This is a genomic window from Mycobacteroides chelonae CCUG 47445, from assembly GCF_001632805.1.
Lineage (GTDB): Bacteria > Actinomycetota > Actinomycetes > Mycobacteriales > Mycobacteriaceae > Mycobacterium > Mycobacterium chelonae.
The window spans coordinates 701,904-717,529 of sequence record NZ_CP007220.1 but is presented as its reverse complement, the minus strand read 5'-3'; the positions used below and the strand labels follow the sequence as shown (position 1 = coordinate 717,529).

Annotated in this window: 15 protein-coding genes; 6 read left to right on the top strand and 9 right to left on the bottom strand. The window is 63.4% G+C overall.

The features are described from left to right. Window positions 1-23 precede the first annotated feature (23 nt). Window positions 24-908: a 3-hydroxyacyl-CoA dehydrogenase family protein gene (locus BB28_RS03600; RefSeq protein ID WP_046252553.1), complete on the top strand. Its 885-nt coding sequence runs from the start codon at window positions 24-26 to the stop codon at window positions 906-908. Between the two features lie 8 nt (window positions 909-916). Here the strand turns inward: BB28_RS03600 and BB28_RS03595 are convergent, their stop codons facing one another. The 3 genes from BB28_RS03595 to BB28_RS03585 form a co-directional block, all read right to left on the bottom strand. After that, window positions 917-1,591: a GAP family protein gene (locus BB28_RS03595; RefSeq protein ID WP_046252552.1), complete on the bottom strand. Its 675-nt coding sequence runs from the start codon at window positions 1,589-1,591 to the stop codon at window positions 917-919. A gap of 56 nt (window positions 1,592-1,647) precedes the next feature. Continuing rightward, window positions 1,648-2,631 (bottom strand): oxygenase MpaB family protein, encoded by a 984-nt coding sequence (locus BB28_RS03590; protein WP_046252551.1) that lies wholly within the window; start codon window positions 2,629-2,631, stop codon window positions 1,648-1,650. A 106-nt stretch (window positions 2,632-2,737) separates the two neighbouring features. Beyond that, window positions 2,738-3,748 (bottom strand): oxygenase MpaB family protein, encoded by a 1,011-nt coding sequence (locus BB28_RS03585; RefSeq protein WP_046252550.1) that lies wholly within the window; start codon window positions 3,746-3,748, stop codon window positions 2,738-2,740. A 74-nt stretch (window positions 3,749-3,822) separates the two neighbouring features. On the opposite strand from BB28_RS03585, the gene BB28_RS03580 reads away from it, so the two are divergent. Continuing rightward, on the top strand, window positions 3,823-4,473 hold the full coding sequence (locus tag BB28_RS03580) for a TetR/AcrR family transcriptional regulator (protein WP_046252549.1): 651 nt from the start codon (window positions 3,823-3,825) through the stop codon (window positions 4,471-4,473). Here the strand turns inward: BB28_RS03580 and BB28_RS25240 are convergent. Then, window positions 4,430-4,777, bottom strand: coding sequence for a hypothetical protein (locus BB28_RS25240; RefSeq protein ID WP_046252548.1), 348 nt, complete (start codon window positions 4,775-4,777; stop codon window positions 4,430-4,432). The genes BB28_RS03580 and BB28_RS25240 overlap by 44 nt on opposite strands. A gap of 212 nt (window positions 4,778-4,989) precedes the next feature. Between BB28_RS25240 and BB28_RS03570 the strand changes: the two genes are divergently transcribed. The 4 genes from BB28_RS03570 to phoU all read left to right on the top strand — a co-directional run bounded on the left by BB28_RS03570 (window position 4,990) and on the right by phoU (window position 10,428). Then, window positions 4,990-5,994, top strand: a complete 1,005-nt coding sequence (locus tag BB28_RS03570; RefSeq protein WP_046255503.1) for an acyl-ACP desaturase — start codon at window positions 4,990-4,992, stop codon at window positions 5,992-5,994. An 11-nt stretch (window positions 5,995-6,005) separates the two neighbouring features. Then, a complete protein-coding gene (gene dusB, locus BB28_RS03565) occupies window positions 6,006-7,181 on the top strand; it encodes a tRNA dihydrouridine synthase DusB (RefSeq protein ID WP_046252547.1) in 1,176 nt (391 codons plus the stop codon). A gap of 147 nt (window positions 7,182-7,328) precedes the next feature. Then, complete coding sequence (locus BB28_RS03560) at window positions 7,329-9,638, top strand: LCP family protein (RefSeq protein WP_046252546.1); 2,310 nt, start codon at window positions 7,329-7,331, stop codon at window positions 9,636-9,638. 112 nt (window positions 9,639-9,750) lie between these two features. After that, on the top strand, window positions 9,751-10,428 hold the full coding sequence (gene phoU / locus BB28_RS03555) for a phosphate signaling complex protein PhoU (RefSeq protein WP_030094258.1): 678 nt from the start codon (window positions 9,751-9,753) through the stop codon (window positions 10,426-10,428). A 4-nt stretch (window positions 10,429-10,432) separates the two neighbouring features. Here phoU and BB28_RS03550 read toward each other — a convergent pair whose 3' ends face one another. The 5 genes from BB28_RS03550 to pstS form a co-directional block, all read right to left on the bottom strand. After that, window positions 10,433-11,359 (bottom strand): NADP-dependent oxidoreductase, encoded by a 927-nt coding sequence (locus BB28_RS03550; RefSeq protein ID WP_046252545.1) that lies wholly within the window; start codon window positions 11,357-11,359, stop codon window positions 10,433-10,435. A 112-nt stretch (window positions 11,360-11,471) separates the two neighbouring features. Then, complete coding sequence (gene pstB, locus BB28_RS03545; protein WP_030094256.1) at window positions 11,472-12,248, bottom strand: phosphate ABC transporter ATP-binding protein PstB; 777 nt, start codon at window positions 12,246-12,248, stop codon at window positions 11,472-11,474. Window positions 12,249-12,258: 10 nt separating this feature from the next. Then, window positions 12,259-13,167, bottom strand: coding sequence for a phosphate ABC transporter permease PstA (gene pstA / locus BB28_RS03540; RefSeq protein WP_046252544.1), 909 nt, complete (start codon window positions 13,165-13,167; stop codon window positions 12,259-12,261). After that, the gene (pstC, locus tag BB28_RS03535) at window positions 13,164-14,240 is read right to left on the bottom strand and encodes a phosphate ABC transporter permease subunit PstC (protein ID WP_046252543.1); all 1,077 of its coding nucleotides are present in this window, start codon (window positions 14,238-14,240) and stop codon (window positions 13,164-13,166) included. The genes pstA and pstC overlap by 4 nt, the downstream gene beginning before the upstream one ends. 78 nt (window positions 14,241-14,318) lie before the next feature. Continuing rightward, complete coding sequence (pstS, locus tag BB28_RS03530; protein ID WP_046252542.1) at window positions 14,319-15,458, bottom strand: phosphate ABC transporter substrate-binding protein PstS; 1,140 nt, start codon at window positions 15,456-15,458, stop codon at window positions 14,319-14,321. Between the last annotated feature and the right edge of the window lie 168 nt (window positions 15,459-15,626).

Genomic DNA, 15,626 nt, shown 5'->3' with positions numbered 1-15,626 from the left:
GTCAACATAGAACGGAACAAAACATGACGTACTCACCCCCGACAAACATCGCCAATCGACCCGTCACCGTCTTGGGCGCGGGCACACTCGGCCGCCGCATCGCCCTCACCTTCGCAACGCGTGGCGGCGCGGTGCATCTCTACGACGTATCCGAGGACTCACTGAAGTCGGCCAAGGAATTCCTCGATCAAAGAGTTCCGGAGTTGGTCAAAGCCAGAGCCGATGTGGGCGCCACACCGGCGAGTGTCGAGTTCTTCACCGATCTGCCCAGTGCGGTGAAAGACGCTTGGTATGTCGTCGAATCCGTTCCCGAGGTGCAGGCACTCAAAATCGATATCCTCGGCCAACTCGATGACATCGCCGCGCCCGACGCGATCATCGGCACCAACTCGTCGTCCTTCATGAGCAGCGAGCTCATCGGCAAGGTCAAACACCCCGAAAGATTTCTGAACACTCACTACGGCCAGCCTCCCGAAGCCCCGCAGGCCGAGCTGATGACCGACGGACAGACCGATGAACGGATCTTCGACATCCTTAGCGCAGAGCTGCCCACGCACGGCTTCGTCACTGCCGTCGCACGCACGGAAAGTGTTGGGTTCATCATCAATCGAGTGTGGGCTGCCATCAAGCGGGAAGCCTTGGCCGTCGTTGCCGAGGGCGTTTCGACACCGACAGAATTCGACCGGATCTGGGTCGCGGCACACATGAGCCCGGTGGGTGTGTTTCGCGCGATCGATCAGGTAGGCCTCGATGTCGCGCTGGACATCGAAGAAAACTACATCAAGCACTTCCCCCATATCCCCACCACATCGCGGGACCTTCTGCAGCGATATGTAGATGACGGCAAGCTGGGTGTGAAATCCGGCGAGGGGTTCTACAACGACTACCCGAAGCCGTCACACGGCTGAACATGGCCTCAGGCCAACGCGTGAATTCCGTTGTATAGCACCATCACACCGATCACGATCAAGATGGTGGCCATTAGGGCGGCGTTGTTCTTCTCCATCCAATCTTTGAGCCGGCTCATCGTGTCATCGAGCCGGTGGCCCGCCGCCGCGTAGGCCAGTATCGGGATAGCGACGGTCGAGGCGGCGACAACGACAAAGAACGCTGCTGCCGTCCACCGATCAGCGAGATCCAGCCCACTGGCACCAATCGCCAATCCGGCTGGGACGCAAATGAACAGGACATCCGGCCGCACCAGCACCAGGGCCGTCCCGGTGATCGCCGCCCGGGCCGGGCCGATGGTGGAGAACGTTCGCATCCAGGCCGGTGAGTCGGTGTGATGATGTCGGGTCATCCATCGATAGATGCCGAACAGGATCAGCACCGAGCCGAGGACCACCCGCACCCACGAGGCCCAGTTCGGCGCCGATCGGTGTAGCCCACCGAGTAAACCTGTGGCCGAGACACACAGCGCCGTGAGCGCGGCGAGGCCGAAGAGCCAGCCGGCCAGGAAGGCAAGCCCACTCGGCCGTGGCCGTGGCGCGTGCAAGACCAACACTGCCGGGATGACGGTGATCGGCGAGAGTGCGACAACCAATCCGAGCGGAACGAGTCCGGTGAGGACAGAGCCCCAACTTCCTGCCATGAGCAGAAATCATGGCACTAAGAACGCGGTTGTCACCGGCGAAAGACAAACAACGGCTAGGACACCTTGGGGCTGTAGTGGTGGGGGCTGTCGCGCAACTCCACCGGCGGCAGGTAGCGGGCTGACGCCTGCGGCAACGGCGCGCTGGCGGGCGCCCGTCCGGTTGCCCGGTCCCAACCCGCTCGGGCGCGCGGATGCTTTCTCCACCGGAAGGGCACGAGCCTGAACACCGCGTGGTTCACCCTGCCCAACAGCTCCAGGCGCCGCTCATCACGGTCGGTCCAGGTGTACCCCAGTCGCTTTCGCACCGGATCATCGAACATCCCAACCATCACCCACTCAGAAAATCGGGTGAAGACAGGAAGGGTCAATCGCCACATCCAGTTCGGCATCAGCGGCAGAAATGGCGGTTTCGGCAACTGGGCGAAGTCCAGCAGGTCACGTGTGGCCTTGTTGTCCTCTAAGACATTGGCACACATGTGATCCCAGTACACCTGGAACTCCTCCCAGCTGGCCGGCACGGGCCGCATGCTCATGCCGTACATCTGGTACCAGACGATGTGCTCGTCAAAAAGCTGGCGCTTCTGCGCCTCCGATAGACCCCCGCCCAACCGCTCCACGGACAGCAGCAGCGACTTGAAAAAGGTTGCGTGCGCCCAATAGAAGACATCAGGATCCAATGCGCTGTAGCGGCGCCCTTGACTATCAACACCTTTGATACCGACGTGATAGCCGCGCACCTCTGCTCCGGTCGCCGGCGCCCGGTCCGCATCGAAGACCACGCCGGTGATCGGGTACAGGGAGCGCAGAAGGCGCTCCCACCGCTCACGCAGGAAAGTCGAGTGCTCCTCGACGGCGGCACCGAGTTTCGGGTGCATGTTCTGCATCGCGGTGGCGTAGGTGCCCATCAACATTCCGGACCAGTCCGCCGTGAGCTTCCAGGTCAACGAATCGGGCCCTAGCGGCGTAACCACCGATCGGCCGGAACCGTGCGAAACAGGACAGCCTGCCGTCAGGGAATTGATCTCGCCATCGGTCATGACCCACTCCGTCGCAGCCCGTCCCAGAAACTGAATCTAAATTCAGTTATATGTCGAGATTAGGAGCTTCGATGTGGTGACGTCAAGCACCAAAAATAGCCGGAGTTCAGGAGACCTTGGGGTTGTAGTGGTTAGGGCTGCCCCAGGTATCCAGTGGCGGCAGGTTACGGTCCGGAGTCTGCGGCAGCGGCGCGTTCGCCGGTATGCGCCCAAGCGCGCGATCCCATCCGGCACGGGCCCGGGGGTGACGGCGCTTGCGCTCGGGCACGAATGTGAAGAGCAGATTGACGGCCTGCCCGAACTTGCGGTGCCACCATTCGTCGCGCGCAGACCATGTGTAGCCGAAACGTTCCCGAACGGCCGGGTGGTACAGCCCAACGGTCAGCCACACAAACATCGGCGCCACCAAACGTCGTTGGAACCGCCACAGCCCCTCGGGAATCCAGGGCGCAAACGGCGGCACCGCCAAAGTGGTCAGGTCAAGCACATCGCGCGTGGCCTTGTTGTCCTCTAAGACGTTGATGCACATGTGATCCCAGTACTCCTGGAAGTCCTCCCAGGTCTTCGGCACTGGCCGCATACTCATGCCATACATCCGGTACCACGTGATGTGCTCATCGAAGAGCTGACGCTTCTCGGCCTCACCGATACCGCCGCTGAGCCAGTCCGCGACAACGATCGTGCCCATGAAGAAGGTCGCGTGCGCCCAGTAGAAGACGTCTGGATTGAGCGCGCTGTACCGGCGCCCCTGATCGTCGACTCCTTTGATGTTGACGTGATAGTCGCGCACCTCGGCACCCGTCATCGGTGCGCGATCCCCGTCGAACACGACGCCGCCGATCGGATACAACGAGCGCAGGAGCCGCTGCCAACGTTCCCGGAAGAACAGGGAGTGCTGTTCGACGGCCGCGCCCAGCTGTGGATGCATGTTCTGCATGGACCCGGCATAGGGGCCTTGCAGCACCCCCCGCCAGTCGCCGAAGTACTTCCACGTCAACGATTCCGGGCCAAGCGGCACAGTGGTCGACGAACCTGCGCCATGACTCACCGGGCAGCCCGACACGAACGCAGCGGATTCCCCGGCAGACTGGGCGAGCTCGGACATATCGTTGACCATTCGGAACGCTCCATTGCAGTTCGACGTATAGTGACAATCAGGGTTGTCAACTTTGATATCAGATTAGGAGGCCCGTGACGAACGGTCAAGCGCAGCGACGTAGCTGGGCGGGCATCTCGGCGGCCGAGCGCGCCGATGAGCGGCGGCGCGAGCTCATGGCAGCCGGCGTGCGGCTACTCGGCCTGAGCCCCCGGCCGGCCGTCACCGTCCGTGCCGTATGTCGATCCGCCGGCATGACCGAGCGGTACTTCTACGAGAACTTCTCCGACCGCGACACCTTTGTCCGGGCGGTCTACGACCACGTGGGATTTCGCGCGATCGAAGCGCTCAGCGGTGCACGATCGGCACACGAAGGCGTCGACGCGTTCGTCCGGCTGATGGTGGACGAACCCACCATGGGGCGAGTTCTCTTGATAGCACCGACATTTGAGCCAACGCTCTCGGAGTCGGGTTACGACTGGCTGCCACGATTCGTCGCGCTGCTGCAGGGAAAGCTCAGCACCAATCTGGCCGACGAGGTGCAGCAACAGCTGGTCGCGACCAGTTTGGTCGGGGCGCTGACAAGCCTTTTCAGGGGATACCTGAATGAGGAGCTGAAAGTGGAACGCCAGCGGTTCGTGGATTACTGCGTGCACATACTGCTACAGGGCGCGAACTCGACGCCGACGACAACTGGGTCGACTACGCCGCCGCAGACTTCGCCTTATCCTCAGCAGCCTTCTTAGCCGCCGCGACCTCTGCCTTGTAGCACCGCAGGGTCACATGAACCATCTTTCCGCGGTCGTCCTGACCCTTCTTGACGGTGAATGCTTCCTGGTGCGAGACAAGACAGTTGTCCAGGCCTACCTGATCACCGGAGCGACCGGCCACGACGACCGTGTAGCCCTCACCCTTGAGGGTCGAGGAGGCGTCGCCGTAGAACTGCCCGGTGGTATCCGTCGGACCACCCGCATGGGCCAGCCCCGCCATCGCCAACGAAAAACCCGCACCCGCAACCGTGACAATGGCCGCGTTGACTACCGACTTCACTGGTTACACCTCCACCTTGGGTTGTCAGCAAGCATACTGCGGTTGTACAGGCCTCGCAGCTCGAGCGAGAAATGCCTTCATCCGCACGCCAGAAGGCCCGCGGGCAGGTTGTTGTGCGCCACAGTCCACCCACTTGTATGCAACCGCCGTTTACAGATATATTGACTGCAACTTCCAGATACAGATAACTCTGTCGAACCTGAGGGATGTCCATGCAGAAGGAATTCACCGACCTGGAGCTGCTCCATGAGCTTGAGCCCGTGGTCGAGGAGAATGTGCATCGCCACCTCGGCGTCACCAAGGACTGGAACCCGCATGACTATGTCCCCTGGTCAGAGGGCAAGAACTACAAGGCATTGGGCGGACAGGACTGGGATCCCGAGCAGTCCAAGCTCTCTGAGCTGGCCAAGGTCGCCATGATCACCAATCTGCTCACCGAGGACAACCTGCCCTCGTATCACCGTGAGATCGCCATGAACTTCACCATGGACGGGCCGTGGGGTACCTGGGTGAACCGGTGGACCGCCGAGGAGAACCGCCATGGCATCGCCATCCGCGACTACCTCGTGGTGACCCGCTCGGTGGACCCGATCGAACTCGAGAAGCTGCGCGTGGAGCAGATGACCCGCGGGTTCTCCCCCGGCCAGAACCGCCAGGGCGGCGAGGAGCTCTTCGCCGAGAGCCTGTTCGATTCGGTGGTGTACGTGACGTTCCAGGAGCTGGCCACCCGTGTCTCGCACCGCAACACCGGTAAGGCCTGCGACGAGCCCATTGCCGATGAGCTGCTCAAGCGCATCTCCACCGACGAGAACCTGCACATGATCTTCTACCGCAACATGGTCGAGGCCGGCCTCAAGATCGCCCCGAACCAGGCCATGAAGTCCATCTTCCGGGTGCTCGACAACTTCAAGATGCCTGGTTACACGATTCCGGGCTTCCGCCGTAACGCGGTCACCATCGCCACCGGCGGCGTCTACGACCCGCAGTCCCACCTCGATGAGGTGGTGCTGCCGGTGCTGCGCAAGTGGCGCATCTTCGATCGTGACGACATCAACGGCGAGGGCGACGAGTACCGCGAGGGTGTCGAACGCATCATCGGCGATCTCAGGAAGACCTCCGAAGACTTCGAAGAAGTCAAAGCCAAGTACCTGGAGCGCCAGGCCAAACGCGCCGAACGCAACGCCGCCAAGGCCGCCAGGGAAGCGATCAGCGTCTAATCAACTGACACGTGACCGCATCCGTCGACCTCCCGAAGGCCCGATCCCGCGAACTGCGGATCGGGTCTTTGGCATTGCCTAGCCCGGTCGTACTGGCACCGATGGCGGGTGTCACCAACGTGGCGTTCCGGATGTTGTGCCGGGAGCTTGAGCTGGCCACCACCGGCACCGTGAGCGGCCTGTATGTCTGCGAGATGGTGACCGCGCGGGCACTCGCCGAACGGCATCCCGTCACGCTGCACATGACCACCTTCTCCCCCGAAGAGTCACCACGGTCGCTGCAGCTGTATTCGGTAGATCCGGAAACGACCTACCGCGCCGCCAAGATGGTTGTCGACGAGAACCTCGCCGATCACATCGATATGAACTTCGGCTGCCCAGTCCCCAAGGTCACCCGAAATGGCGGAGGCGCCGCGCTTCCTTACAAGCGGCGACTGTTCGGCCAAATCGTCTCCGCCGCCGTCCGGGCCACCGAGGGCACCGACATACCGGTGACGGTGAAGTTCCGTGTCGGCATCGACGACGACCACCACACCCATCTGGATGCCGGAGCCATCGCCGAGGCAGAGGGTGCCGCGGCGGTCGCACTACACGCCCGCACCGCCTCGCAGCGTTACTCCGGGGCCGCCGACTGGAACCAGATCGCCGCGCTCAAGAATCACGTCACAACCATCCCCGTCCTCGGAAACGGCGACATTTTCGATGCCGCCGATGCCGTCGTCATGATGGAACAGACGGGCTGCGACGGTGTTGTCATCGGTCGCGGTTGCCTCGGCCGACCCTGGCTCTTCGCGGAGTTGAGTGCCGTATTCAACGGTCAGACGATTCCCGCGCCCCCGAATCTCGGTCAGGTCACGGACATCATGCGGCGTCATGCGGTGTTGCTCGTCGACCATTTTGGGGAGGACAAGGCGTTGCGCGATATGCGCAAGCACATCGCGTGGTATCTACACGGCTTCCCGGCCGGTGGAGACCTCCGCCGCGCGCTCGCACTCGTCAGTACCCTCGCCGAGCTGGACACCCTTCTCCATCAGCTGGACGCCACGGCTCCTTTCCCCGAAGGCGGAAACGGTCCCCGCGGGCGTCAGGGGTCACCGGGCAAGGTGTCGCTACCCGATGGCTGGCTCAATGACCCCGACGATTGCACTGTTCCCTCGGCCGCCGATGTCATGCACTCTGGCGGGTGACGTGGGGTCACATCTCGGTCACTGGGCATGGTGATCTGCGGCAATGCTCAGTAGCATGTGACGACGACCGTGCCCCGGGCACGGCGCTATGTGCTGCCGGTGTGCCGTGTACTTGCAACTGTCCAGACGTTTTAAGCGAGGTTGAACATGGGTGATGGCCCCAACGCCACTCCTGCCCAACCACGCGCATATGGCGCGGCCCCATGGGAACGCGCCATCGAGCCCGTTGGCAGTCATCCTGACATCGACGTAGCGCCGGAACGATCCAACACACCGTGGACACCACCGCCGGCCCTGAATCACTCGCTGCCTGACCCCACCGACGACGAGTGGACCCGGCGCTTGGAGATCGAACAGTCGGTGCGCGAGACGCTGCGCGCCGAGCCGTCGGCGCGTTCTCCCCGACCCGCACCCAGACAGGCCGCACGGCCTCCCCGACCGGCTCCCAGCGGAGCCAAGCCAACTCCCGCACCGGAGGAGACCGCGCCGTCAGCACACGAGACCGGCTCGCACTCCCTGTCGGTGGCCGACCTCCTGGCCCGTGAGGGCGCCGGCGGTGGGCGCCGATCGCGGCGGCACGCTCGCTCAGAGGACGAGGACCGCGCCGAGGAGCCCGCTCCCGGCCCGATCGCCGACGAGAGCCACACCGATGTCCTGCCGCAGGTGCCGCAGGACATGCCCCATCTCGATCACCAACCCGATGAACCGGTCGATGAGCGCCCCGACTTTGTGGACTATCCGGACGACGCCCCCCTTTACGACAAGGCCGCCGCGCGCCGCGTACGGGCATCGAATCTGGACGACAACATCGACACCCGCGCCATTCCGATCCGGGTGGGCAATCCGGAACCCTCTGTTCGGGAACCTGAACCCAAGCGCTCGCGGCGCCCCATCTACCTCGGACGCTCCATCGCCGCTGTGGTCGCGGTGTGCTCCCTGGCTCTGACCGGCGGCGCGTGGCAGTGGAGCAATGTCAAGAACAACAGACTCAACCGCGTCGAGGCGCTGGACCCCAACTCTCACGATATTCGTGATCCCAACGCTCAATACGGCGACGAGAACTTCCTGATCATCGGCGTGGACACGCGGGCAGGTGCCAATAGCAGCATGGGAGCCGGAGACACCTCCGACGCCGAAGGCACCCGCTCGGACACCATGATGTTGGTCAACATCCCGGCGAACCGTAAGCGTGTCGCGGTGGTGTCCTTCCCGCGCGACCTGGCGATTCAGCCGACACTGTGCGAGGTCTGGAACGAAGACACCCGGTCCTACGGACCCGATAAGGCCTACACCGAAACCAAACTCAATTCGGCATTCGCATTCGGCGGACCCAAATGCCTGGTCAAGGTCATCCAGAAGATGTCGGGGTTGAACATCAACCGCTTCCTCGGGGTGGACTTCGCCGGCTTCTCCAAGATGGTCGACGCGCTCGGCGGCGTCGAGGTGTGCACACCCACTCCGATCGAAGACTACGAGCTGGGCACCGTGCTGGAAAACGCTGGGCGCCAAACGATTGACGGGCACACCGCTCTGCAGTACGTGCGCGCACGTCAGGTCACCACCGAATACAACGGCGACTACGGACGCATCAAGCGCCAGCAGTTGTTCCTGTCGTCCCTGCTGCGTTCGATGATCTCGCACAACACGTTCTTCTCGTTGAGCAAGCTCAACAACGTGGTGAACACCTTCATCGACGACTCCTACGTCGACAACATCAGGACCAAAGACCTTGTGGACCTGGGTCAGTCGCTCCAGGACGTGAAGGCCGGCCGAATCACCTTCCTGACGGTGCCGACCGACGGCACCGATTCCGAAGGCAATGAGACGCCCCGCACCACGGACATCCGAAAGATCTTCGACGCCATCATCAATGACGATCCGCTGCCCGGCGAGCTGCAGCCCGACGGCACCCGCGTTCCGATGCCCGGCACCACCACCCAGGACACCACGTTGGCGTCCAGCGAGCACGGAGCCGCAAGCGAGCTCGGCGAAACATCCACCGCCACACCAACTCCGGCCGCCACGCCGAGTGAGCCCGTCGATCTGGTGACCACCGAGCCCAGTGAGATCAATGTGCACGTGTCCAACAGCACCGGCCAAACGGGCCTGGCAGCGTCGGCGGCGAGCCAATTGACCCACTATGGATTCGGCATCACCACCACCGACGACTATCCGTCCACCCTGCCCTCCACCACAGTCTTTTTCTCGCCGGGGCACGAGCAGCAAGCCGCGACCGTTGCCGCCTCCTTCGGCGGTGCCAAGCTCCAGCGAATCAACGGGGCGCAAACCACCGTGCGCGTGGTCCTCGGCAGTGACTACGCCTCCACCGCGAACTTGCAGGCTCCGCCCGCCGCCGGCTCGACCGTGCCGTTACAGCTGTCCTCGGGCGCGATGGCACCCGCCGAGCTCCCAATGGACCTGACCGTCGTCAACGCCGGCGACGCTACCTGCGGATAGTCCGACTATTTAGACGCTGATCTCAGTTTCTTTCACGGAACCTGTGGCGGCATTCACTCGCCGTTCACGCCAGGGCCATGACTCAACGACGGCGGGTCCGTAGGCTTGATCCATGCGTACCGCGTTTCAGGAGCAGCTGTCCTCACTATCGGCACAGTTGGGGGAGATGTGTGGGTTGGCCGGAGCCGCCATGGAGCGGGCCACTCGTGCACTGCTGCAGGCCGATCTCGTCCTCGCCGAGCAGGTCATCTCCGACCACGAGCAGATCACCGCGATGAGCGCCGCCGCCGAGGAGAACGCCTTCGCCATCTTGGCCCTGCAGGCTCCCGTGGCCGGAGATCTCCGCGAGGTTGTCAGCAGCATCCAGATTGTGGCCGACGTGGACCGGATGGGCGCTCTGGCGCTGCACGTCGCCAAGATCGCCCGGCGCCGCCATCCGCAGCACGCCCTGCCTGAAGAGGTCAACGGATATTTTGCCGAGATGGGCCGAGTCGCAGTAGATTTGGGCAACAGTGCGCAAGAGGTACTACTGACTCGTGACCCGGAGAAGGCCGCCCGCATCAACGAAGAAGACGATGCGATGGACGACCTGCACCGGCACTTGTTCACCGTGCTCATGGACCGCGAGTGGAAGCACGGAGTGGCCGCCGCCGTCGACGTGACGCTGCTGGGCCGCTTCTACGAGCGTTTCGCCGACCACGCGGTGGAAGTCGCCCGCCGGGTCATCTTCCAGGTGACCGGCACCCTGCCGCCCGAGGGACAGGGTCACGACCACCTGACATCGCTCTGAGCGGCTAAGGCACCAAAACGATCTTTCCCCGGGTGTGCTGCCGCTCTAGAAGCTCGTACGCATTACGCACCTCGTCCAGCGGGAATGCCTGCGCGACAATCACATCCAGCTTTCCGTCGACAATCAGTGCCGCCAGCTCGGCGAGCACCTGCGCGGAGGCGCCTTCGGCGTTTCCCACACTTTGCACGCCATATCGCTCGATTGCCGCGAAATCGATGATGGTGTCGATTCGCGGCAGCTCCACTCCAAGCTCATTGAGCGCCAGCTCCACGTAGCCCCCGCCGAAGAGGTCGAGGAAGGCATCGACGCGACCCTCGGGTGCTGCCGCCTTGATGCGGTCTGCCAGCCCGTCGCCGTAATTGACCGGGATGACGCCATGCGCGGTGAGCCACTCGTCGTTACCCGGCCCCGCGATACCGATCACGGTCGCACCAGCGGCCTTGGCGAGCTGTACGACGATGGTGCCCACTCCCCCCGCCGCTCCGGAAACGGCGACGACATCACCCGGAGCCAGATCAACCGAGCCGACCGCGGCGTAGGCGGTGGTACCCGCGACGAAGAGACTGCCCGCCACCTCCCACGACAGACTCTCGGGCTTGGTCACCAGCTGACTGGCCGGGACAACAACGAACTCGGCGTGACTGGCCCGATCGTCGGTATAGCCGAACACCTCGTCCCCTGGTGCAAAACGCGCCACGCTGTGGCCGACCTCCACCACGACACCCGCCAGGTCGCTGCCCTGCCCGGAGGGGAAAGTCGCAGGGAACCGATCGTGCAGCATCCCGGTACGGATCTTCGCCTCACCGGGGTTGATTCCCGCGGCACGCACCTGCACAAGCACGTCGGTGGGCCCGGGTACCGGACGCGGCACTTCACGCACCTGCAGGACATCGATGTCGCCGTACTGGTCGAACTGCACTGCCTTCGTCATGCCGACCAAGATAGTCGCGCGTCCCAACTATTCCCTGAGTCTGCGTCTCACGACGTTCTGGGACGCGAAACCGTCGTGAGAAGCAGACTCGGCGGCAATCTTACGATCAAGATCAGCCGAAGCGACCGGAGATGTAGTCCTCGGTGGCCTTCTGGCTGGGGTTGGAGAAAATCTTCTCGGTGTCATCGATTTCCACCAGCATGCCCGGCTTGCCCGCGGCCTCCAGGTTGAAGAACGCGGTCTGGTCACTGACACGCGCGGCTTGCTGCATGTTGTGCGTGACGATGACGATGGTGAACTCTTGCTTGAGCTCGGAGATCAGATCCTCGATAGCCAGCGTGGAAATGGGGTCCAAGGCCGAGCACGGCTCGTCCATCAGCAGCACGTCCGGCTGCACGGCGATGGCTCTGGCGATGCACAGACGCTGCTGCTGACCACCGGAGAGCCCGCCGCCCGGGCGGTCGAGACGGTCCTTGACCTCGTTCCACAGGTTGGCGCCCTGCAGCGAACGCTCGGCGACCTCATCAAGGGTCTTCTTGCTGCGCACACCCTGCAACCGCAGGCCGGCCACCACATTGTCACGAATCGACATGGTGGGGAATGGGTTTGGCCGCTGAAACACCATACCGATGGTCTTACGCACCGACACCGGGTCAACCCCGGCACCATAGATGTCGGCTCCATCGAGTAGCACCGAACCCTCGACGCGGGCACCGGGTGTCACCTCGTGCATCCGGTTGAGGGTGCGCAGCACCGTCGACTTGCCGCAACCGGACGGGCCGATGAACGCCGTCACGCTGCGGGGCGGAACCGACAGCGCGACATCCTGAACGGCATGAAACTTGCCGTAGTAGATGTTGACGTCCTTCAGATCGAGACGCTTGGCCATGACTACCTTCCTAGACCTTTTTGGGCGCGAAGAAACGCGAAATGAGTTTGGCGATCACGTTGAGAATCGCGACCAACAAGATGAGCGTGAGGGCGGCGCCCCAGAGCCGGGACTCGGCAAGGCCCACCACCGAACCACTGCGCTGATCGAGCATCATGCCCGGCAGTGAGGCCATCTCTCCGCCGAACATGTCGTAGTTGATCAGCTTGCTGTAACCGACGAGCACGAGCAGCGGCGCGGTCTCGCCCATGACGCGTGCGAGCGCCAGCATCACACCGGTGACCACACCCGAGAGTGCCGTCGGCAGCACGATGCGCGCGATGGTCTTCCACTTGGGCACGCCCAGCGCAAAGGAGGCCTCGCGCAGATCATTCGGGACGATCTTCAGCATTTCCTCCGAGGAACGCACCACCACCGGAATCATCAACAGCACCAAAGCCAGCGATACCGCAAGGCCCGACCGCGGCAGCCCGAGCGTGGCCACCCACAGGGCATAGATGAACAGCGCGGCGACAATCGACGGCACGCCGGTCAGGATGTCGACCATGAAAGTGGTGAGCTTAGCCAACCGGGAGTTCGCACCGTACTCGACCAGGTAAATGGCTACGAAGATGCCGATGGGCACCGAGATGATCGCGCAGAACAGGCCTTGGAACAGCGTGCCGACGATGGCGTGATAGGCGCCGCCGCCCGCGATTCGGTTGGTCATCATGTTCTGCGATTTGAACCACCAGTCCGCGCTGAGGATGGCGCTAAATCCACGGTCGAAGACCGTGTACAGCACCCACACCAGTGGGATCAGCGCGACCAGTACCGCGGCCGAGACCAACACCGTGGCAAGGGCGTTGGTGGCCTTGCGCCGGCCCGAGAGCGGATGGAAGGCGGGCTCCTTTACGGGCCTGTCGAGAGTCGAGGTCATGCCCGGCCCTTTCCGCCGACGACGGCACGAGCCGCCGAGTTCACCAGGAATGTCAGCACGAACAGCACCAGCCCGGCCGCGATGTATGCGCCGGCCTCTAGTTCGTTATTGAATTCCGATGCGTTGGAAGCGATATGGGTTGCAAAAGTGCTTCCGCTGTCGAACAGTGACCATCCGAACGCCACCGAGGTGCCCGACAGGATCAGCATCAGCGCAATGGTCTCGCCCAGGGCACGGCCGAGCCCCAGCATGGAACCGCTGATGTATCCGGAGGTACCGAACGGAATGATGGTGGTGCGCACCACTTCCCATTTGGTGGCACCCAGCGCGAGCGCGGCCTCGATCTGCCCCTTGGGGGTCTGAATGAAGACCTCGCGCGTCACGGCCGCGATGATCGGCAGGATCATCACCGCCAGCACAATGCCGCCGGTAAACAGGTTGCCGCCGCCTCCGATGTTCACGGGGCTATCGGCGAAGAGCGGGATAAATCCGAGGTTTCTGTTGAGCCACAGTGCAACCGGCGCGATCGCCGGAGCCAGTACGTAGATGCCCCACAGGCCGTAGACGATGGACGGCACCGCGGCCAGCAGGTCGATGACGTAGGCAAGTGGCCCACGCACCCGCGCGGGTGCGTACTCGGTCAGGTAGATCGCGATGCCGAGGGCCACCGGCATGGCGAGTAGGAGCGCGAAGACCGAGACGAAGACGGTGACCTGGAACAGATCGAGCACGCCGAACTGCATGTGCGACGTGTCGTCAGTGCGCCACGGCCCGTTGTAGAGGAAGAAGTTCTCGTCGTCGTTACTCAGCGCCGGTACGGCGCGCAGGATCAGGAATACGGCCACCAGACCGATGAGCGCGACAACGAATACACCTGACCCCTTAGCGAGTCCGGAGAAGATGCGGTCGCCGGGACGGGTGACCGCCTTGGTAACCGTATTGGTGGCCTTGGCGGGTGGCTGATGGTCGCCCTCGTCGCTCATGGGTTGTGGCTTCTCCTCGAAGACCGATCCGTCAAGATCCGCCGGACGGGCTACCCCCACGGGATCGATCCCGCTGGTCTGGCTGCTCATTGAACTCGCTGTCTATGTCGTTGATGGTACGTCCCCACCCGGGTCACCCAAGCTCACCGGGTGGGGACGAATCAGCTGCTAGGAGAGCGCCTTGATGGCCGTCTCCAGGCGGGACTTGAACTGCGTGGGCAGCGGGGCGTAGCCGACGTCTGCCAGACCCTTCTGGCCCTGGTTCACCGCGACCGTCAGGAACGACTTCACCGCGGCGGCGACGTCGGCGTCCTTGTACCCCTTGGAGCAGACGATCTCGTAGGTGGCCAGCACGATCGGGTAGGCGCCGGCTGTCTTGGTCCCGTAGATCGAGGCCAGGTCCAGCTTGAGGTCGTTGCCCTCGCCCGCGAACTTGGCGGTCTCCACCGAGGCGGCGGCGGTCTCCGGGGTCAGCGCGACGGCGCCGGCACCGCTGTCGATCTGCGCGTACGGCATCTTGAGGTCGTCGGCGTAGCCCTTCTCCACGTAGGTGATGGCACCGGGCAGCGCCTTGACCTTCTCGGCCACACCCGAGGACTTCTCGGCGCTCTCACCGGCGCCGCCCTCCCAGGTGCCGCTGCTGCCCTTGGTCCAGCTCTCCGGGGCGGCGGTGGTGAGGTACTTGCCGAAGTTCTCGCTGGTACCGGACTTGTCCTTGCGGTACACGGGGGTGACCTTGGTGTCCGGCAGCGTCACACCCGGGTTGAGGGCGGCGATGGCCGGGTCGTTCCAGGTGGTGATGACGCCGGTGAAGATCTTGGCGGCCGTGTCCGCGTTCAGAACCAGCTTGTCGACACCAGGAAGGTTGTACGCCAAGGCAATTGGGCCGAAGACGACGGGCAGGTTCCATGCCTCGTTGCCGCTGCAGCGCTCCTTGGCCTTGCCCGCTTCTTCTTCGGACAGGGCCGAGTCGGAGCCGCCGATGTCGACCTGTCCGGCGATGAAGTTATCGCGCCCCTTGCCCGAGCCGGTGGGGTTGTAGTTGATCGACTTGCCGGAGCACGCGGTCGAGTACTCGTTGGCGAAGATGTCGAAGGCGTTCTTCTGGGCCGACGAACCCTCGGCGCTCAGCTTGGCCTTGCCCGCACACTCACCCGAGCCGGAGGCAGCACCCGACGCGCTCGAGGAGGAGCCTCCCGTGGTGTTGTCACTACCGCAGGCGGCGAGGCCGGCGGTCAAGGCGACGGCGGCGGCTGCCGCGAAGATCGTGGTGCCGGTGCTTTTAAGATTCACGGCCTTGAGGTTCACGGCTCTCGCTTTCTCGCATGAGTGATGGGAAGACGGGTGATGGGGGTGGATCTTCTACGCGCACCCCGGAAACTAAAGGCAGACGATGGACGGGCACCCGACCGCAGGTGAACGGAAAGTGAACTCACAGACTTGACAGTCCGGTCGTTATCGCAGGTAAACGCCTTG